At 66.4% G+C, this 18,990-nt stretch carries 19 protein-coding genes; 6 read left to right on the top strand and 13 right to left on the bottom strand.

Features of this window, described 5'->3' with window-relative positions; all coding sequences use genetic code 11:
* Genes tatB through BLS61_RS09635 form a run of 3 tightly spaced genes read left to right on the top strand, consistent with a single transcriptional unit; the run spans nucleotide 1 to nucleotide 1,837 of the window.
* A complete protein-coding gene (gene tatB, locus BLS61_RS09645; protein WP_090430239.1) occupies nucleotides 1-339 on the top strand; it encodes a Sec-independent protein translocase protein TatB in 339 nt (112 codons plus the stop codon).
* Nucleotides 336-1,130 carry a twin-arginine translocase subunit TatC gene (tatC, locus tag BLS61_RS09640; protein WP_090430237.1) on the top strand — a complete coding sequence of 265 codons (795 nt, stop codon included), beginning with the start codon at nucleotides 336-338 and terminating at the stop codon, nucleotides 1,128-1,130. Before tatB ends, tatC begins: the two co-directional genes overlap by 4 nt.
* Nucleotides 1,127-1,837: a 16S rRNA (uracil(1498)-N(3))-methyltransferase gene (locus BLS61_RS09635; protein WP_090430235.1), complete on the top strand. Its 711-nt coding sequence runs from the start codon at nucleotides 1,127-1,129 to the stop codon at nucleotides 1,835-1,837. Before tatC ends, BLS61_RS09635 begins: the two co-directional genes overlap by 4 nt.
* A 209-nt stretch (nucleotides 1,838-2,046) precedes the next feature.
* Here the strand turns inward: BLS61_RS09635 and dtd are convergent, their stop codons facing one another.
* Both dtd and pip read right to left on the bottom strand, forming a co-directional pair.
* Entirely contained in the window at nucleotides 2,047-2,484 is a 438-nt protein-coding gene (dtd, locus tag BLS61_RS09630) for a D-aminoacyl-tRNA deacylase (RefSeq protein ID WP_090430232.1), read from the bottom strand.
* Nucleotides 2,481-3,452 (bottom strand): prolyl aminopeptidase, encoded by a 972-nt coding sequence (gene pip / locus BLS61_RS09625; RefSeq protein ID WP_090430230.1) that lies wholly within the window; start codon nucleotides 3,450-3,452, stop codon nucleotides 2,481-2,483. Before pip ends, dtd begins: the two co-directional genes overlap by 4 nt.
* Before the next feature lie 77 nt (nucleotides 3,453-3,529).
* On the opposite strand from pip, the gene BLS61_RS09620 reads away from it, so the two are divergent.
* The gene (locus BLS61_RS09620) at nucleotides 3,530-3,967 is read left to right on the top strand and encodes a hypothetical protein (RefSeq protein WP_090430228.1); all 438 of its coding nucleotides are present in this window, start codon (nucleotides 3,530-3,532) and stop codon (nucleotides 3,965-3,967) included.
* A 66-nt stretch (nucleotides 3,968-4,033) separates the two neighbouring features.
* Here the strand turns inward: BLS61_RS09620 and BLS61_RS09615 are convergent, their stop codons facing one another.
* From BLS61_RS09615 to BLS61_RS09585, 7 genes are all read right to left on the bottom strand, one after another.
* Nucleotides 4,034-4,576 (bottom strand): lipocalin family protein, encoded by a 543-nt coding sequence (locus tag BLS61_RS09615; protein WP_090430226.1) that lies wholly within the window; start codon nucleotides 4,574-4,576, stop codon nucleotides 4,034-4,036.
* 11 nt (nucleotides 4,577-4,587) lie between these two features.
* Nucleotides 4,588-4,839 (bottom strand): outer membrane protein assembly factor BamE domain-containing protein, encoded by a 252-nt coding sequence (locus tag BLS61_RS09610; protein WP_090430224.1) that lies wholly within the window; start codon nucleotides 4,837-4,839, stop codon nucleotides 4,588-4,590.
* A 69-nt stretch (nucleotides 4,840-4,908) separates the two neighbouring features.
* Entirely contained in the window at nucleotides 4,909-5,511 is a 603-nt protein-coding gene (locus tag BLS61_RS09605) for a DUF924 family protein (RefSeq protein ID WP_090430222.1), read from the bottom strand.
* Nucleotides 5,511-6,518, bottom strand: a complete 1,008-nt coding sequence (locus BLS61_RS09600; protein WP_090430220.1) for a class 1 fructose-bisphosphatase — start codon at nucleotides 6,516-6,518, stop codon at nucleotides 5,511-5,513. The genes BLS61_RS09605 and BLS61_RS09600 overlap by 1 nt, the downstream gene beginning before the upstream one ends.
* A gap of 34 nt (nucleotides 6,519-6,552) precedes the next feature.
* Nucleotides 6,553-8,253, bottom strand: a complete 1,701-nt coding sequence (locus tag BLS61_RS09595; protein ID WP_090430416.1) for a histidine kinase N-terminal 7TM domain-containing diguanylate cyclase — start codon at nucleotides 8,251-8,253, stop codon at nucleotides 6,553-6,555.
* 183 nt (nucleotides 8,254-8,436) lie between these two features.
* Nucleotides 8,437-9,804: a DUF3999 domain-containing protein gene (locus BLS61_RS09590; RefSeq protein ID WP_090430219.1), complete on the bottom strand. Its 1,368-nt coding sequence runs from the start codon at nucleotides 9,802-9,804 to the stop codon at nucleotides 8,437-8,439.
* On the bottom strand, nucleotides 9,801-13,424 hold the full coding sequence (locus BLS61_RS09585) for a DUF2339 domain-containing protein (RefSeq protein WP_090430217.1): 3,624 nt from the start codon (nucleotides 13,422-13,424) through the stop codon (nucleotides 9,801-9,803). The genes BLS61_RS09590 and BLS61_RS09585 overlap by 4 nt, the downstream gene beginning before the upstream one ends.
* Before the next feature lie 224 nt (nucleotides 13,425-13,648).
* Here BLS61_RS09585 and BLS61_RS09580 point away from each other — a divergent pair, with 224 nt between their 5' ends.
* The gene (locus BLS61_RS09580; protein WP_090430215.1) at nucleotides 13,649-14,044 is read left to right on the top strand and encodes a YkgJ family cysteine cluster protein; all 396 of its coding nucleotides are present in this window, start codon (nucleotides 13,649-13,651) and stop codon (nucleotides 14,042-14,044) included.
* Nucleotides 14,045-14,086: 42 nt separating this feature from the next.
* Here the strand turns inward: BLS61_RS09580 and BLS61_RS09575 are convergent, their stop codons facing one another.
* The 4 genes from BLS61_RS09575 to choX form a co-directional block, all read right to left on the bottom strand.
* Entirely contained in the window at nucleotides 14,087-14,569 is a 483-nt protein-coding gene (locus BLS61_RS09575; protein ID WP_090430213.1) for a thioesterase family protein, read from the bottom strand.
* 122 nt (nucleotides 14,570-14,691) lie between these two features.
* On the bottom strand, nucleotides 14,692-15,657 hold the full coding sequence (locus tag BLS61_RS09570) for an L-carnitine dehydrogenase (protein ID WP_090430211.1): 966 nt from the start codon (nucleotides 15,655-15,657) through the stop codon (nucleotides 14,692-14,694).
* 139 nt (nucleotides 15,658-15,796) lie between these two features.
* On the bottom strand, nucleotides 15,797-16,684 hold the full coding sequence (cdhC, locus tag BLS61_RS09565; protein WP_090430209.1) for a 3-dehydrocarnitine:acetyl-CoA trimethylamine transferase CdhC: 888 nt from the start codon (nucleotides 16,682-16,684) through the stop codon (nucleotides 15,797-15,799).
* A gap of 98 nt (nucleotides 16,685-16,782) precedes the next feature.
* Complete coding sequence (gene choX, locus BLS61_RS09560; protein WP_090430207.1) at nucleotides 16,783-17,715, bottom strand: choline ABC transporter substrate-binding protein; 933 nt, start codon at nucleotides 17,713-17,715, stop codon at nucleotides 16,783-16,785.
* 272 nt (nucleotides 17,716-17,987) lie between these two features.
* On the opposite strand from choX, the gene BLS61_RS09555 reads away from it, so the two are divergent.
* On the top strand, nucleotides 17,988-18,932 hold the full coding sequence (locus BLS61_RS09555; protein ID WP_090430205.1) for a GlxA family transcriptional regulator: 945 nt from the start codon (nucleotides 17,988-17,990) through the stop codon (nucleotides 18,930-18,932).
* Nucleotides 18,933-18,990: the final 58 nt, after the last annotated feature.

The raw sequence follows: 18,990 nt of genomic DNA, 5'->3' as shown, positions 1-18,990 counted from the left end.
ATGTTCGACATCGGTTTTACCGAACTGCTGCTGGTCGGCCTGGTCGCTCTGGTGGTGCTCGGCCCTGAGCGTCTACCGGGCGCGGTGCGCACGGCCGGCCTGTGGATCGGTCGGATCAAGCGCAGCTTCAACTCGATCAAGGCCGAGGTGGAACGCGAAATCGGCGCCGACGAGATCCGCCGCCAGTTGCACAACGAGCGGATTCTCGAACTGGAGCGGGAAATGAAGGCGATGAAGCAGGACATCCTCGACACCACCAGCCTCAAGCCGGGTAGCGAACCCGGCAAGCCCGCCGAAACGCCCCAGCCCGCCGCCCAGGACAAGAATCCCCAGCCATGAGCAAACTGCCGGACGCCGACCAGGAAATGCCCCTGGTCTCGCACCTGACCGAGCTGCGCACGCGCCTGCTGCGTTGTGTGGTGATTATCTTCGTGATCTTCGCCGGCCTGTTCTATTTCGCCCAGGACATCTACGCCCTAGTGGCGGCGCCGCTGCGCGCCTACCTGCCGGAAGGCGCGACGATGATCGCCACTGGCGTCGCCTCGCCCTTCCTCACGCCGTTCAAGCTGACGCTGATGTGCGCGCTGTTTCTTGGCATGCCGGTGATCCTGCACCAGGCCTGGGGCTTCATCGCGCCGGGGCTGTACACCCATGAACGGCGCATCGCCGTGCCGTTGCTGATCTCCAGCATCTTCCTGTTCTATGCGGGCATGGCCTTCGCCTATTTCGTGGTGTTCCCCATCATGTTCGGCTTTTTCGCCAGCGTGACCCCGCAGGGCGTGGCGATGATGACCGACATCGGCCAGTACCTGGACTTCGTCCTGACCCTTTTCTTCGCCTTCGGCGTGGCCTTCGAGATTCCCATCGCCACCTTTCTGGTGATCTGGGTCGGCCTGGTCGACGTCGCCACCCTGCGCAAGAGCCGTCCCTACGTGATCGTCGGCTGTTTCGTGGTCGGCATGGTGCTGACGCCGCCGGACGTGTTCTCGCAAACGCTTCTGGCCGTGCCGATGTGGCTGCTGTTCGAAAGCGGCCTGCTGGCCGGCGCGCTGGTCAAGCGCAAGCGCGACGAGGAGCCGGCCGAGGAAGAGGCCAAGCCCGAAGACCAGCCGCCCGCGCCCCTGTCGTGAACCTGCTGCTGCTGGAAGACGCCGATTTCACCGGCGTCGATCGGGTCCGCCTCACTGGCCGACGCCTGAAGCATCTGCATGAGGTGCATCGCGCCGAAGCGGGGGATCGCCTGCGCGTCGGTCGCCTTGGCGGGCTGATGGGCGAGGGCCAACTGCTCGCGCTGGATGCCGAGCATGCAGAGCTGCAGGTCAGCCTCGACCAGCCGCCACCGGCCAAACTGCCGCTGACCCTGATCCTCGCCCTACCCCGCCCGAAGATGCTCAAACGTGTGCTGCAAACCGTCAGCGCCATGGGCGTACCGCGTCTGGTGCTGGTCAACAGCTACCGGGTGGAGAAGAGCTTCTGGCAGACGCCCTTTCTCGCCCCCGAAGCGCTTCGTGAACAGCTGATTCTCGGCCTGGAGCAGGCGCGCGATACGGTGCTGCCCGAGGTGAGCATCGAGAAACGCTTCAAGCCCTTCGTCGAGGATCGCCTGCCGGCGTTGGCAAGCGGCACGCTGGGTCTGATCGGCCACCCGGGCGACTACCCGGCCTGCCCGCGCGCCGTGCAGGAGCCGGTGACCCTGGCCATCGGCCCGGAAGGTGGCTGGATTCCCTACGAAGTCGAGCTGCTGCGTGAGGCCGCAGGCCTGCAGCCGGTACAGTTGGGGGAGCGCATTCTGCGCGTGGAGACGGCGGTGCCGGCGTTGCTGGCCAGGTTGTTCTGATCGCGCTCCCCTGAAGCGCTGGTGCGCGCGGCGCACCCTACGGGCGGTGGACGAGCTGCGTGTTGTCTACCCGCTGCACAGTGCTGATTGCTAGTCGCGGCTGAAGCCCCTCCCACGGGGAGGTGGCAGACCTGCTTTTCCAGCGCGTCCCACACTAATGTGGGAGCGGCTTTAGCCGCGAAAGCTGTGAGGGTCCCTCAATGCCAGGCTTACACCTCCAGCAGAAAGGTCACCGGCCCGTAGTTGACCAGGTGCACCTGCATATGGGCGCCGAAGCGTCCGGTGGCGACCTGCGGGTGCTGAGCCCGAGCCAGCTCGACCAGGGCATCGAACAGTGCCGCGCCCTGCGCAGGCGGCGCCGCGCTGGAGAAGCTGGGGCGCATGCCACTCCTGGTATCGGCTGCCAGGGTGAATTGCGAGACCAGCAGCAGCCCGCCCTGCACATCCGCCAGCGAGCGGTTCATCTTGCCCGCCTCGTCGCTGAATACGCGGTAGTTGAGCAATTTGTGCAGGGCGCGAGTCAGGCTGGTCTGATCGTCCTGCGGCTCGATGCCGACCAGCGCCAGCAGGCCCTGATCGATGCTCCCCACCACTTCACCTTCGACCTCGACCCTGGCTGCGCTGACGCGCTGGATCAGCAGCTTCATGCATCCTCCGGCGGCAGGTCGAGCAGACGGCGGGCCATCTGCTCAGCGGCACGGATCAGTGCATCGGTGATGCCAGGCTCCGCCGCCGAGTGGCCGGCGTCACGGATGATCTGCAGTTCACTGTTGGGCCAGGCCTGATGCAGCGCCCAGGCGTTATCCAGCGGACAGATGGCGTCGTAGCGGCCATGCACGATGATGCCCGGCAAATGCGCGATCTTCGGCATGTCACGCAGCAGTTGGTTCGGCTCGAGAAAGGCGTCGTTGACGAAGTAGTGGCATTCGATACGGGCGATGGACAGCGCCCGGTGCGCCTCGCTGAAGCGCTCGACCACCTGGGTATTCGGACGCAGGGTGGCGGTGCGCCCTTCCCAGGTCGACCAGGCCTTGGCCGCGTGCATCTGAGCGATCTGGTCGGCGCCGGTCAGGCGTTTGTAGAAGGCCTGCATCAGATCGCCACGCTCCTCAGGCGGAATCGGTGCGACGTAGTCTTCCCAGTAATCGGGGAACAGGCGGCTGGCGCCTTCCTGGTAGAACCAGCTGAATTCCTGCGGCCGACAGAGGAAGATGCCGCGCAAAATCAGCCCGTGCACGCGCTGTGGATGGGCCTGTGCATAGGCCAGCGCCAGGGTCGAGCCCCAGGAGCCGCCGAACAGCACGAACCTGTCTATCCCCAGGTGCTCGCGAATACGCTCGATATCGCTGATCAGCGCCTGGGTGGTGTTGTTCTCCAGGCTCGCATGAGGCGTGGAGCGGCCGCAGCCGCGCTGGTCGAAGGTGACGATGCGATACAGGGCTGGGTCGAAGTAGCGGCGGCTGGCAGAGTCGCAGCCGGCACCCGGGCCACCATGGATGAACAACACCGGCAGCCCGTCCGCCGAACCACTCTCGTCGACGTACAGCACGTGCGGCGGCTCGACCGCCAGCTCATGGCGGGCGTAGGGTTTGATCTCCGGATACAAAGTCTGCATGGTTGGCTCCTGTTGGCTGGGCTACAACTGCCGTGTCCGCTCTGCCCGGCATCATAACCATGAAAAGGAAGTTCAGCATGTCGATGCGTCATCTAACCTGGTCGCTGCTCATCGCCCTGCCGCTCCTGCTCGCCGGCTGCGGCGGCCGTGACGACCCGCAGGCCAAGCTGGAAGCGGCCGTGCAGCAGTTGCAGGACAATATCGAAGCCAAGAGCACCGGCGCGGTGATGGAGCAGTTGCATGGCGATTTCCTGGCCCGCCAGGAGCTTGACCGCGAATGGGCCAAGCGCACCATGACCCTGCTGTTCCTGCGCCACAAGAACGTCAAGGTGCTCGCCCTGGGCAAGAACAGCTGGATCGACTCGGCAATCAGCAGCAAGGGCTACACCGAGGCGCAGGTGGGCCTGAGCGGAGCCGAAGGGTTGATCCCCGACAGTGCGCGGCACTATTCGGTGAAACTGGAGTGGTGGCTCGACGGCGGCGAATGGAAGCTCGCGCGCCTGGACTGGGAGTGATTCGTAGCCCGGATGCAATCCTGGAAATACCCTGTAGGCATCCCCGGATTACATCCGGGCTACAGGCTAGTCGGCCTGGCGCCAGATCAGGTCCGAGGTCACGTAACCCTGCTCGCGCGCAATACTCAGCAGCTTGTCGCGGGTTTCCTGGTCCACCTCAGGGGTGCGCGACAGCAGCCACAGGTACTTGTGCTCCGGGTGGCCAACCAGCGCCACGCGGTAATCCTCGTCGTGGTAGATCACCCAGTAGTCGCCCTTGATCGGCAGCAGCTTGCTGGCCCAGTTGTCGAAGCGCACCCACAGCTTGTCGGTCTTGCCTTCGACCTGAGGCTCGGCGACGCCCTTGGCCTCGATCCACTCACCGTCCTTGTCACGGCAGCGGTTGGTCACGTCGATGCGGCCGTCGTCACGCAAACCGTAGTGCGCTTCTGACTGCACGCAATTGCGCTGAAAGAACATCGGCAAACGCGCCAGCTCGTACCAGGTGCCCTGATAGCGCTGCAGGTCGACCTGCATCGTCTGCGGTGGCGGTTTGGGGATGCTGCCGGTGCCGGAGTTGGCGCAGCCGGCGAGAGCGAGAACGGCGCTGGCGATTAGGATCGAACGCATGAAAGCTCCTGTCATTTGAGTCCCTTGCCGGAGAACATCATCACCTTGTCCCCGGCGTACTGGACGCTGATATAGGCCTTGTCGTCGCCCCAGGTGCAGCTGGTCATACCCAGCGCGCCGGCGCACTCGCCCGGTGCGCCAAGCAGACTCTCGACCTCTGCCTTGCTCATGCCGGCCTTGAGCTTGGAGTAGTTTTCCTGATTGACCTTGCTGCAGGCGGCAAGCAGGCAGCAGGCGAGCAACGCGACGATACGCATCGACATGGATGGAGCTCCTGATGGGAAGATGCCAGCAAGCTTGGCATAGCCGGCGACGACTTGCCCGCTTGGAGTTCAGAAACGCGAGCCGGGTTCCCGCAGGAAGGCCTGCTCTTCGTCGGTGCTGAGACGACCGAGAATGGCGTTGCGGTGAGGGAAGCGGCCGAAGCGCGCAATCACCCGCTGGTGACGTTCGGCAAAATCGAGATAGTCGGCGAACAACGTGCGCTCGTTGTCAGCAGCTTCGTCAAGCAGACTGGCAAACAGTTCGACGGCGCGATTCTGCAAGGGCAGATCCTCGGCGTGCTCGAACACCAGATAGGCGAACACCCGCTGGATCGGTGCCAGCCGGCGATCCCAGCCGCGTTCCAGGCCATCCTGCAACAACGGCCGGGCCAGGCTGTCACCGGCGAAGGCGCGCGGCGTATCGCGGAAGATCATGCGCGGCAGCTGATCGAGCAGGATCAGTTGCGCCAGCCAGCCCTGCGGGTCGTCCTGCCAACCCTTGAGCTGGCCAGCCAGTGCCTGCTCGACCAGCGCGCCGAAACGCGCCTCGGCCTCACGGTCCTGGCTGTCGCGCTTGCCGAACCACAAGCTCTGGCGAGCCGCCGCCACCTCGGCAGCCGTGCCGTGATCGGCACCGAACCACCAGTCGAGCAGCGGCTGCCAGGCGGGCATCAGTTGCGGTGGTACGCGGTGATGCGCAGCACTTCTTCCTTGGAACCGAGGAACACCGGTACGCGCTGGTGCAGGGAAGTGGGCTGGATATCGAGAATGCGCTGGTTACCGTCGGTGGCGGCGCCGCCAGCCTGCTCGATGATCATCGACATCGGGTTGGCTTCGTACATCAGGCGCAGCTTGCCCGGCTTGTCCGGCTCGCGGGCATCGCGCGGGTACATGAACACGCCGCCACGGGTGAGGATGCGATGCACGTCGGCCACCATCGAGGCGATCCAGCGCATGTTGTAGTTGCGCCCCAGCGGCCCGGTCTCGCCGGCCAGCAGCTCGGAGACGTAACGCTGTACCGGCGCCTCCCAGTGACGCTGGTTGGACATGTTGATGGCGAATTCCTTGGTCGACTCCGGCACCTTGATGTTGTCGTGGGTGAGCACGAAGCTGCCCAGTTCACGATCCAGGGTGAAGCCCTTGACGCCATCGCCGAGGGTCAGCATCAGCATGGTCTGCGGACCGTAGATGGCGTAGCCGGCGGCGACCTGCTGGGTGCCCGGCTGGAGGAAGGCTTCCTCGCCCAGATCACCAGTCTCACCGTTGCGCTCGGGGCAACGCAGCACGGAGAAGATGGTGCCGACCGAGACGTTGACGTCGATGTTGCTGGAGCCGTCCAGCGGGTCGAAGACCAGCAGGTAGGCGCCTTTCGGATATTTGCCGGGGATCTGGTAGGCGTTGTCCATCTCCTCGGACGCCATGCCGGCCAGGTGACCGCCCCATTCGTTGGCCTCGAGCAGGATCTCGTTGGAGATCACGTCAAGCTTCTTCTGCACTTCGCCCTGCACGTTCTCGCTGTCCAGGCTGCCCAGTACGCCGCCGAGGGCGCCCTTGGAAACCTGGTGGCTGATCGCCTTGCAGGCCCGTGCCACGACTTCGATAAGGAAACGCAGATCGGCCGGGGTGTTATGGCTGCGAGTCTGCTCGATCAGGTAGCGGCTCAGGGTGACGCGGGACATGGAAGACTCCGGAAAGAAAAAAATCGCGGGCAGTTTAACCCGAGTCGCCGCGCAATGCTGCCTGCCGGGATGGATGGCTGGCATCGCCATCGTCCGGCAAGCCGCAGACGCGGTTACGGCCGTCGCGCTTGGCCTGGTACAGCGCGGCGTCGGCGACCTGCAAAAGCTCGTCGAGCGCCTGCCCCTGCTCTGGCCAATGGGCCAGGCCGGCAGACAGGGTTACGCGCTGATCACCACCGCGGGTGGCGATATCGCTTACCGCCAGTTGCGCGCAGATACCCTGCAGACGTTCGACCGCCTCACACGAATCGGCGCCCGGCAGGATCAGCAAAAACTCTTCGCCACCGATGCGGAACACCGCATCGGTGCTGCGCAGGTTGCCCAGCAGGTGCTGCGCGACGGCCTTGAGCACGTCGTCGCCGACCAGGTGCCCGCATTCGTCGTTGAGTTTCTTGAAGTGATCGAGGTCGATCAGCGCCAGAGCCAAGGGCAGATTTTCACGCTGCGCTCTGGCCAGCTCACGTTCGAAGAACTCATCCAGGTAGCGGCGGTTGTAGAGCCCGGTCAGCGGGTCGCACAGGGCCTGTTCGCGTAGTTGCTCGTGCAGGCTGGAGATGGTGCGCAGGCGTTCCTCGCTCAGTGCCAGGGCCTCGGCCAGCTTGAGCTCGCTGAGGTGGCGCTGGGTCACGTCGCGCACGTAGAGCATATGGCCCAGCAGGGCCGGGCCATGGCGCGTGCTGCGTTCGATGGCGCGCACGCGAACTTCGTAGTAGCGCGCGGTACTGGTCAGGGTCAGCGGCCGATCCTGATCCTGGTCGGCCGCTTCATGCAGCAGGCGCTGCAGGTCGGCGCCGAACACCGGCCACTGCGCCAGCTCGGTGCCCTGCCAGCCCTGCTGCAGGCCTGCCAGCTTCAGCGCCGCCGGGTTGGCTTCGATCACCCGCCCGCTCGGGTCGATCACCAGCACCGGGTCGAGCAGTGCCTCCAGCAACAGATGACGCGCCACCGGCAGCAGGTCGAACAGACGTACGCCGACGATCAGCCAGGAGAAGGCCACCAGGGTGAAGGCGAAGCTGAAGGGCGTCGGGTCGAAGCCGAACAGGGTCCAGCCGAACACCACATAACCGACGTTGGCCACCCAGGGCACCGCGGTGACCAGCACGAACGCCAGGTAGTGACGGCGGTGCAGCCCCTGGCTGAGCGCCGCAGCGCGACTGACCACACCCATGCAGAACGCCATGAACAGGTAGACGTAGACCGCCGTGGCATAGAACAGCGGGCCGTGCTGATAGCGCACCGGCGCTCCCAGGCTGTCGTCGACGGGCGCGCTGCCGGCGCCGTAGAACAGGCCGTGCCAGGGGTTGCTCAGGGCCAGGCCCCAGACCAGCAGCGGCGCCAGGCCCAGCCCGCAGAGCAGGCTGCGCGGCAGCGGCGTGCGCATGCTGTTGACGTACTGCCAGAGGAACACCGCCCAGAACGTGGGCGTGGAGACGATGCCGGGCCAGGCCATGCTGGCCCAGAACATCTTGCAGTCGGCGGCGAAGAAGCTCATTTCCAGGGCCGCAGCGCCCATCCACCACAAGCTGGCCAGGTGCAGCAGGATGAAGCTGTCACGCCCCGGAAAATCGCGCTGGCGGGTGACCCAGTGCGCCAGCAGGATGACCCCGAGACTCACCAGCAGGGTCATCAGTACCGGCGGTGACAGGCTCCAGCCGGAAGCCAGGCAGGCCTGCATCAGCACACCCGCCATAACGGCTGCGAATGGCAAGCGGCGCGCACGCCACGGCCGGGAGTGGTGTAGCGAGACGCTCGGAGGGTGACGCAGACCAAGATACGCAAGGGCCTTCCTGACCTCGAATGCTGGATTGGCGCAGGGCGCCTAATGTACTGCAAAACCCCCACCAATACAGGGGTTTATTCATCCACCCTCGCCTCCGGCGCTGGATGGACGTCGCAGCAGGCTGGTCGCCATGGCGGCCAGCAACCCGACTCCTGCCAGCAGTACAGCCCAGAGCCCCCAACGTTGCCAGTCCGCTTGCGCCAGGGCGGAGGGTTGCTCCGCCGTACCGGCCAGCAGGCTCGCGTCGTCCAGCTCGGCGCGGCCGAGACTGGCCAGGCGCTCGGCCTGGTAACCGGGAATCAGGCTGGGCAGCGGCAGCGCCGTCGATTGCGCACCGGCATTGCCCAGGGCCAGGCGATAGGGCGCCTCGCCGCGGGCGAGAAAGACCAGCTGGGTGGCGCGCACGGCGACCTGCAGGTTCGGCACCTCCGGCCCCAGACCGCCCCCTCGCGGGTCGAGCTGCAGACGCAACTGACGCACCGGCCAGCCCGGCAAGGCCAGTTCGTCGTGCACCATCTCCCGACCGTTCTCCGGCAGGCGATAGAGCAGACCGCTGGCCAGCGGCCGCCACGCGCCCTGATCGCTGCTGCGCGCCTCGATACGCAGCGGTGCCAGGGTATTGGCCTGCGCCAGCGGCAGGCGCAGCCGCTCCAGAGGTAACGCCAGCGGCAGCTGCCAGCGATACAGCCCGTCGGCGCCGTGCTCGGCCGGCAGCGGCTCGGACCAGACCAACGGCGCCGCCTGCTGATCCTGGCGGCGACTGCGCAGGGTCGCCACTTCCAGCTGCGGCGCCTGCGTCGGCGCACGCCACAGCAGACGCAGATAGCGGGCGCGCTGGCCGGGCAGCTCGATCTGGCGCTGATCGATGCGTTCGTCGGCGAAGCTCAGCCGCGCCACCTGCCCCTCGCCCCAGCTCTGCCAGCGCTGCAGGTCGTCACTGGCTTCGATGCTGAAGCGCTGGAAGCCGTCCTCGCCACCGCTCCAATCCAGGCTCAGGCGCACCAATGGGGCGTCGATGGCGCTGGCGTCGAGCAGCCAGCCACGCAGTTGCTGGTCCGCTTCGGCAGCGGACTCGCCACGCAGCTCGATCAGTGTGCCCGTGGTGCTGCGCTCGACCCGCAAGGCCGGCGCCGCCTGTGCATCGGCGCGGCCATGCAGGGGAAACCAGCGCACGCCGTGCTCCTGTTCATGCGCCACGGTCTCGCTGCGCCCCGGAATCAGCGCATAGGCCTGCGCCTGGCCCTGGGCATCGAACACGCGCAGGTCGCGCAGGTCGCCATGCTGCGCGGCAAAGTGCGCAGCGATCGGCAGCTCCAGGCGGTACCAGGGGCCCTCGCCGGACAGTTGCAACGGCGCGCCATGACGAAAGTCCTGCGCACGCTCGGCGGCCTGCAGCGCGGCGCTCAGCGACAGGGACAGCAGTAGGCCAAGACGAAGGATATTCACGCGGCAGGCTCCTGCTCGTTGCGGGTTGAAGGTTCGGTCTTGCGTGGCGGCAAGGGGGCGAAGTAACCCACCACCAGCAGCAGTACGCCCACCCCGATGAACGACACGATGCGCTCCAGGCCGCCGCGGTTGCCCAGTTCGACGAAGAACAGCTTGGCCACCACCAGGGCGATCAGCGCCGCTCCCACCAGCCACAGCTCGCGGCGTACGCGCAGGTGGCCGAAGAGCATCAGCGCCAGGGCGATCAGGGTCCAGACGATGGACAGGCCAGCCTGCACCAGCATCGAGTCGAACAAAGCCGACGTATGCCAGGGCACGCCGCCCCAGTGGTGGGCGCTACGCATCACCATCACCGTCAGCAGGGCGAACAGTGACAGCCCCGCCATGCCCTGCACCAGCTGCTGCGCACGCACAGGTTCCAGGCCCAAGCGCGGCAGCGCATCGCGTGCCCAGACAAACAGCGCACCCAGGCACAGCAGCAGCCCCAGCTCCAGCGGGTTGAACAGCGGCAGGTAAGGCAGTGGATCGCTGTCGCCGGCGCTGTTGGCGTTGGCCAGCCAGAACCAGCCAAGCATCAGCGCCGCCAGCGGCGCCGCTGCCCACAGGCGGTATTCGCGCTCGAAGCCGGCCACCGGCCAGGGTAGGCGACGCGCCTGCGCCATAAGCCAGAGATAGGCCGTCGGCAGCAGCGCCCAGCCCAGCCAGCGCCAGGCGTTGTAGTGATCGGCCAGACTCAGCATCAGGTAGCGCAGTTCCAGCGCCAGCACGCCGATCAGCAACCAGCAGCCAAGCACATGGGCAATGCTGGCCGCGCGGCTCGGCAGCAGTTCAGCCAGACGGCGCAGGGCGAGCAGATGCACCACCAGCACCGCAGCCCAGCCGAGCCAGCCGAAATTCGCCGCCGGGTGATGCAAGGGATGCCAGGCATAGGCCAGGATCAGACCGGCCACCGGCGCCAGCAGGCTGCACAGCAGCGCCAGCTCGCGCCAGCGAGTGCGCAGCGCCAGCAGCATCCAGAGCAGGGTCGTCAGCGCCGCCGCCAGCAACAGAACAGCTGCCTGCAGCTGCGGCGCCACGAAGCGCAGCACCTCGCTGGCCAGGGCCAGTGCCCACCAGGCCGCGCCCCAGGCCAATAACAGCTGGCCCAGGCGCTGCAGGCTGACGCCGTCGATGCCCGTCTCGCGACCGCCGTGCGCCAGGCTGTGCAGACGCCAGGCGCCGATCTGCGCGGCCAGGCCGAGCACAGCGGGCGTCCAGAAGCCGGTATGCGCCAGCGGCGATAGGCCCTCGCCGCTGATTCCTGCCAGCAGCAGCGGCCCGGCGGCGAGGAAGGCCAGGCCGGCGAATAGCTGCAGCGCCAGGCTGAACAGGAAGGCGGCGCGCTGCTGCAGATACAGCGCCAGCCAGAGAATCAGCAGCCCCGTGCCGCCCCATACCGCCGCAGCAGCCACCCAGGGCAGAACGAAGAGCACGGCCAGATTGATGAACACCAGGCCCACGAGCATGACCATCGACAATGCGCCGAGCAGCCGGCGGTTCTCGCGAATCTGCGGGTCGCGCGCCGCCAGCAGCATGCCGGCAATCAGGCCGAAACCGACCATCGACGCGGCCAGCAGGCCGAACCAGCCCGCCTTGAAGCTGTTACCGCCAAACAGCGAATCCAGCGCCATCTGCCCGAGGAACAGCAGCCCGCCGAGCAGCTGCACGGCAAAGGCGCTGTAGACGAAGCTCGGCGCTGCCAGGCGCAGACCAACGAGCAGCGTCGCCAGCCCCGCCAGCGCCCAGGCGATGGCCGTGCCGGGGGCCTCGAACAGCAGCGGTGCGATCAGATAGAGAAACGCCAGGCCGGCAATGCCGAGCCAGGGCAGCAGGCGCCTCTCCCAGGCGCTGCCCGCCTCAGGTTCGCGTCGCAGTTGCCAGTAGCTGAACAGCAGCGCCACACCGAGCATCAGCGCGCCGAGCGGCGAACCGTCCAGCAGGCTGGCGTAGCCGAGCTCCAGTCCACCGAGGAAAGCCAGCGCTGCGCCGACTTGCAGCAGCAGGGCGAAGGCACGCGCCAGCGGCCGCCCCTGGCGCAGGCCGAGCCAGTAGATACCGGCGCCTTCCACCGCCCAGGCCGCCGCTGTCCAGCGCGCATCGAGCCCCAGGGGGATGGCCAAGCTGGCGAATATCACACCAAGTGCCAGGCAGGTTTCCACCAGCAGCAGTGCGCGGTCGCCAGCGCGCGCCTTGAGCACCCGCGCCAGCAGCAAATAGAACAGACCGAGACCGAGGGCGCTGAACGCTGCGGCGAACTCGATATGTCGAACCAATGCGACTTGCAGACCGAAGCCGATCAACGGCGGGCCGAACAACGTGGTGGCATCGACGTAGTCGCCACGCCGTAGCGACCAGCGCAGCAGCTCGTCACGCGCCTCGGGCGAATCCGCCGCGTCACGCAGGGTGCGGCGGGCGAACAATAGGCCGATGGCCACGTACATCAAAAAGAACAGGATCAGGAACGGCTGGGTGCTGCCCAGCAGCTCCGGCGTGTAGGAACGCAGGCCCCAGGCGAAGCCGATGCCGAAGGTGCCGACGAAGCCGATCAGGTTGAGCAGACGCCAGGCCTTGAACCAGGCGATGGCGAAGATGCCGGCATTGAGCAGGGCGAAATAGGAGAACAGCGCGACATGGTTGCCGCTGCCGGTGGAGGTCAGGATCGGTGCGGCGAACCCGCCCAACGCTGCCGCGGCGGCCAGGCCCAGGGCATTCTGCTGCACGGCGAGAATCGCCGAGAACAGCGTCACCGCCACCAGCAGCCCCAGCGCCATGCCGGAGTCGAGCAATGGGTGCAGGCGCATGGCGGCGAACACCGTCAGGTACAGCACGGCGATGCCGGTACCCTGCAGCACCAGGGCGTAACCGGGATTGCGTCGGCGTAGCCACCAGCCCAGGCCGAGCAGAGCCAGGGCACTGGCCGCCACGCCCATGTAGCGCAGCTCGATCGGCACCTCGACACCTTCGGTGGCGTAGCGCAGCAGGAAGGCCAGGCCGAGGAACAGCAGCACCACACCGACCCGCAATACGGTGTTGCCACCAAGCAGCCAGGCCTTGGCGGCGGCGAAGCCGCGTTCGAGCAGATTCGGTTCACGCGGCGTCTGCGCGCGCCAGGGGCTTTGCTGCGGCGCGAGTGGCGGTCGATGAGCAGCTGGTGCGGCGGCGGGTGCAGGTTCTGCGGCCGGCTGCGGGGCTGGCGCCCCGATCTCCGGCGCCAGCGTCCAGTCCAGCTCCGGTTCCGGCGTCGGCTCGGCGGCCTGCGCCACCACCAACTCCACTGGTGGTTCGGCTTGCGGCTCGCTATTGACGCTGGCCTGGGCTGGAGTCGGCTCGGGCGCGGGTTCATCGCGCTGACCCTGCTCCACCTTGACCAGGCGCTCGTGCATGGCGCGCGTGCCGCGCTCGAAGCGCTCGGCGAATTCCTTGAGCTGTGCGGTCAGTTGCGCGTTGCGCGTCTCCAGCCCTTGCAGGCGCAGCGCCTGCCCCAGACTGAGGCCGAGCAGGCCGCCAAGAATGGCGCCCGTGACGGATTCGTTGGCACCAGCGCCGAGCACCAGTCCGACCAGCATGAAGATCCATTGCATGCGTTGTGTCCTACCGCTGTGGAAGTGTCCTCGCGTCCCTGCCGGCAGCCCGAGGTGGGTGCCAGTATAGGAGCAGCGAGCGTCCAGCCACAGAGAGACGACTGCCACCCAGGTCACAGGCACAACGCAAAGTAGCCAACTGCCAGCCGGTGCTTCACAAATGCCGCGCGCCCGCTATCATCGCCGCCCCGTGACAGCAGCGGCGCAGACCGCACGATAAAGCCATGATGAAGCCCCGCCTGATAGCCGCCGCCGAGATCGACCGCCTGGAAACCTGGGCCAAATACACGGCCGACATGTGCCACAGCTGCATCTCCAGCTGCTGCACCCTGCCGGTGGAAGTACGCCTGAACGATCTGATCCGCCTGGAGCTGGTGGATGAGTTCGAGCGCAGCGAGCCACCGAAGAACATCGCCAAGCGCCTGCAGAAGGATGGCATCGTCGAGCGCTTCAACCAGAAGTCGGGCATCTTCACCCTGACGCGCATGTCCAACAACGACTGCCTGTTCCTCGATCGCAAGACGCGCCTGTGCACGGTCTACGACAAGCGCCCGGATACCTGCCGCCATCATCCCAAGGTCGGCCCGCGGCCGGGGTATTGCGCGTACAAGCCCAAGTAGGGCCGGTCACGTGGGCACCGGATCTGGTGCGCACAGCGCACCCTACGAAGCCCGGCGCAGGCCAATGACCCGGCCAACGCACGCCGGCGGTGGCAAGCCCTGATGCTCGATGGCCAGCTGCGCGACTTTGTCGGTCACCTTAGCGTCGAACGGCGCCGCGCGGCCGGCGGCGCTGTCGATGTTCATCAGCATCTGCTCGCTCTCCGCGAGGCTGGCGTCCTCGCCAGGTCGGTACAGCGCGTGGTGGATATGCAGGCGCTTGGTGTCGTGTGCCAACAATTGCGTGCGCACTTCCACCGCTTCGCCCTCCTTCACCTCCGCCAGGAAGTTGAGGTGGCATTCCAGGGTGTACAGGGTATGCCCGGTGCGGGCACGGCCAGCTTCGTCCAGGCCCAGCATATCCATCAGCGCATCGGTGGCGTGGCTGAAGATCAGCAGATAGAAGGCATCGCGCAGGTGGCCGTTGTAGTCGACCCAGTCAGGGGAGATGGTGGTTTGGTAGCTGGTCAGCGGCTTGGCTGGCATACAGGTGACTCCTGAAATGCCCCTCTCCCCCAGCCCCTCTCCCGCAAGCGGGAGAGGGGGGCGGTTCGGAGTCGTTGGCTATCTCCGCGTAGGGTGCGCCGCGCGCACCGGGAAGGGTTCGATTACTCGGCGAACGCAAAGCCATGCCTGGCCTTGGTCTGACGGATCGCCTCCAGCACCGCCAGCAGGCAATCGTCGCGATAGCGCTCCAGGGCATCCAGGCTGCGTTCGCCCTGCTGCTCGGCAGTGCCCTCGACCACCGCATCGATCAGCCCCTCGGTCAGCTCCGGTGCCTCGAGGTACGTCCAGGGCAGCTTCAGCGCCGGGCCGAACTGCGCCATGAAGTGGCGCATGCCAGCCGGGCCACCGGCCAGGGTGTAGGTCAGGAAGCTGCCCATGAACGACCAACGCAGGCCGGCGCCGAAGCGGATCGCATCGTCGATCTCGCCGGTAGTCGCCACGCCGTCGTTGACCAGGTGCAGCGCCTCGCGCCACAGCGCCTCGAGCAGGCGGTCGGCGATAAAGCCAGGCACCTCCTTGCGCACATGCAGCGGGCGCATGCCCAGCGACTGGTAGACCTCGATGGCGGCCCGCACCGCCTCGGGCGCGGTCTTCACACCGCCCACCACCTCCACCAGCGGCAGCAGGTAGACCGGGTTGAACGGGTGGCCGACCACGCAGCGCTCGGGATGCCTGGCGTCTGCATAGAATTCGCTGGGCAGCAGGCCCGAGGTGCTGGAGCCGATCAACACATCGGGGCGCGCGGCGGCGCTGATCTTGGCGTGCAGTTCGCACTTGAGTTCGAGGCGCTCGGGGGCGCTCTCCTGGATGAAATCGGCATCGCGTACGCAGTCTTCGATGGTGTTCACGAAGCGCAGGCGCTCCAGCGAGGCGCCGGGGGCCAGGCCCTGCTTCTGCAGCGCCGGCCAGGCATTGGCCAGGCGCGCGCGCAGCGCGGCCTCGGCGCCGGGCGCCGGGTCCCAGGCGATCACGTCGAGGCCGTGGGCCAGGGTGCGGGCGATCCAGCCGGCGCCGATCACCCCGGTGCCGAGGGCGGCGAAGGTCTTGATATCGGTAACGAAGGTCATGGTTGAACTCCGGTAGCCCGGATGCAATCCGGGGCATGGCAGGTGAAGTTTTCCCGGATTTCATCCGGGCTACGGGGAATGCACACAGGCCCTCTCCCCCGGCCCCTCTCCCATAAATGGGAGAGGGGAGGAAGCAGCGTTAGCGTCTGGGTTTGAGCTTCATCTTTTCCCGCCCCTCGGCCGGGGTCAGGGCGCGGCCGCCGAGGCGTTCGATGATCTCGATGGCGCGCTCGACCAACTGGCCGTTGCTGGCGTGCACGCCGCGATCCAGCCAGATGTTGTCCTCCAGGCCGACCCGCACGTTGCCGCCGAGCAGCATGGCCTGGGCGACCATGGGCATCTGCATGCGGCCGATGCCGAAGCCGGCCCAGGTGATGCCGGGCGGCAGGTTGTCGGCCATGGCCTTCATGGTCGTGGTGTCGGCCGGCGCGCCCCAGGGGATGCCCAGGCACAGCTGGATCAGCGGGTCTTCCAGCAGGCCCTCCTTGAGCAGCTGCTTGGCGAACCACAGGTGGCCGGTGTCGAAGATTTCCAGCTCGGCCTTCACCCCCAGCTCGGTGATGCGTTTGGCGCCGGCACGCAGCTGCGCCGGGGTGGAGACATAGATGAAATCGCCGTCGCCGAAATTCAGGGTGCCGCAGTCCAGGGTGCAGATTTCCGGCAGCAGCTGCTCGACATGCGCCAGGCGCTCCAGCGGGCCGACCAGGTCGGTGCCGGCGCCGAATTCCAGCGGCTGCTCGCCGCGACCGATTTCCAGATCGCCGCCCATGCCGGCGGTGAGGTTGATGATCACGTCGGTGTCGCTCTCGCGGATGCGCTCGACCACCTCGCGGTACAGCGCCACGTTGCGGCTCGGCTTGCCGGTTTGCGGGTCGCGCACATGGCAGTGGGCAACGGTGGCGCCGGCTTTGGCTGCCTCGATGGCGGCGGCGGCGATTTCCCTGGGCGTGACCGGGATCGCCGGGTGCTTGCCGACGGTGTCGCCGGCGCCGGTCACCGCGCAGGTGACGATAACCTCGTAATTCATTTCGATTGTCCTTTCCAGGGGCGAACAAGTGCCGACGGCCAGGCCGCAGGCGCTAAACAAAGAGGGAGATCGGCGCCAGCTAGCCCGGCGCCGGGGTTTCAGTTACCGGCGAGCAATGCGACGTTGGCGGGCTTGCCATCCAGGGTGGTGACGCCCTCGAGCCATGTCTCGACCACCTGCGGGTTGGCCTTGATCCAGTCACGCGCCACCTGTGCGGCCGGCTTGCGATCCATGATCGGCTGCATCAGCTCGGCCTCCTGCTGACTGGTGAAACGCAGGTTGGTCAGCAGGCGGTTGGCATTGGGGCAGCGTTCGGCGTAATCCGGTGCGGTCACGGTGGAAACCGTGGCGGCACCGTCGTTGGGGCCGAACACATCCTCGGTGCCGGTGAGGTAGGTGATCTGCATCGACAGGTTCATCGGATGTGGTTTCCAGCCGAAGAACACCACGGGTTTCTCATTGCGCACGGCACGGCCAACGGCGGCCAGCATGCCGGCCTCGCTGGATTCCACCAATTTGAAGCCGCCGAGACTGAACTGGTTGGAATCGATCATCTTCTGGATCGCCGTATTGGCCCCGGAGCCGGCCTCGATACCGTAGATCTTGCCGTCCAGTTCATCCTTGAACCTGGCGATGTCGGCCAGGGTTTTCAGGCCCTTGTCGGCGGTGTAGCTGGGCACGGCGAGCACGGCCACGGCGTCATCCAGCGACGGCTCGGCCGCGACCTTGACCGCACCGGCATCGAGGAAGGGTTTGATGTTGTCGTCCATGATCGGCTTCCAGTAGCCGAGGAAGGCATCGATCTGCCCCTTCTGGATACCGGCGAAGATGATCTGTTGCGACGCCTGGGTCTGCCTGGTTTCGTAGCCGAGACCGCTCAGCAGCTCGCTGGCGACGGCGGTGGTGGCGACCACGTCGGTCCAGCCGACGGCGCCGATGCGGACGTTCTTGCAACTGGCTTCGTCGGCCAGCAGGGAGGTACTGAACAGGCTCAGGGTGCAGCACGCGGCCAGCGCGGTAAGACCTTTCATCTGGGTGCTCCTCATCGTGTCACAGCGGTTCTATTTCGTTCTTCTAGAGGCTTTAAGCCCCCACCGTGCTCGGGAATCTTCGTCTCCCGATGAAAGCACCTTACGCTCGACAAGACTGCGAAATTCGCACTTGAACGACTGTTTGTTGACTTTATCCGACCACTTTCCAGTACAAGAGCGATGATGGCGTATTAATCTCCCAGCATGCCGATACGCAATTCCCCCGGATTTCATCCGGGCCACGAGCACCCTGCACCGATGCCGTGAACCGAATGCCCCAGATCTTCTGCTTCCTGCTACTGCCCGGTTTTTCCATGATGGGCCTGATGTCGGCCATCGAGCCGCTGCGCGTGGCCAACCGCTTTCGTGGCGAGCTATACCGCTGGCGCCTGCTAAGCCAGAACGGTGACGCCGTGCAGGCGAGCAACGGCATGTCGCTGAACGTCGATGGCGCGCTGGAACTGCCACACGCAACCCGCGCCCTGTTCGTGGTGGCCGGTTTCGAGCCACTGGCACACTACGACCATCACCTGGCGCACTGGCTGCAACGGCGCGAGCCGGAACTGGCGGTGCTCGGCGGCATCGATACCGGCAGCTTCGTACTGGCCGAGGCCGGGCTGTTCCAGCACCAGCGCCTGACGCTGCACTGGGAAGCCATCGATGCCTTTCGCGAGCGCTACCCGGCACTACTGGTAACCCAGGAACTGTTCGAGATCGACGGCAAGCGCATCACCAGCGCAGGCGGCACCAGCAGCCTGGATCTGATGCTGGGGCTGATCGGCCAGGAGTACGGCGAGGCGCTGGCGGTGCAGGTGTCGGAACAGTTCGTGGTCAGCCGTATCCGCACCCGCCTGGATCACCAGCGCATGCAGGTGGCCAGCCGCTACGACCTGCACAACAAGAAACTGGTGCGGGTGATCGGCGAAATGGAGCGCCAGTGCGAGCAGCCGCTATCCAGCGAGACGCTGGCCGCTCAGGTGGGCATCAGCGTGCGTCAGCTGGAACGCCTGTTTCGCCATCATCTGCACACCACGCCATCGGCCTTCTACCTCGAGCTGCGCCTGGACAAGGCGCGCCAGTTGCTGCGCCAGAGCGACCTCAGCGTCATGGAGGTGAGCCTGGCGTGTGGCTTCGAGTCGGCCTCCTACTTCTCGCGCTGCTATCGCCGGCGCTTCGCCGCCAGCCCCAGCCAGGACCGCCACGAACGACCAGCCTGAATGCAAAGCTACCCGTAGGAGCGGCTTCAGCCGCGAAGCCTGCCGTCAACGATCGCGG

The sequence above is a fragment of the Ectopseudomonas guguanensis genome (genome assembly GCF_900104265.1).
GTDB lineage: Bacteria > Pseudomonadota > Gammaproteobacteria > Pseudomonadales > Pseudomonadaceae > Aquipseudomonas > Aquipseudomonas guguanensis.
The sequence above is the reverse complement of the archived record's forward strand: the minus strand, read 5'-3'. Positions and strand labels throughout refer to the sequence as shown.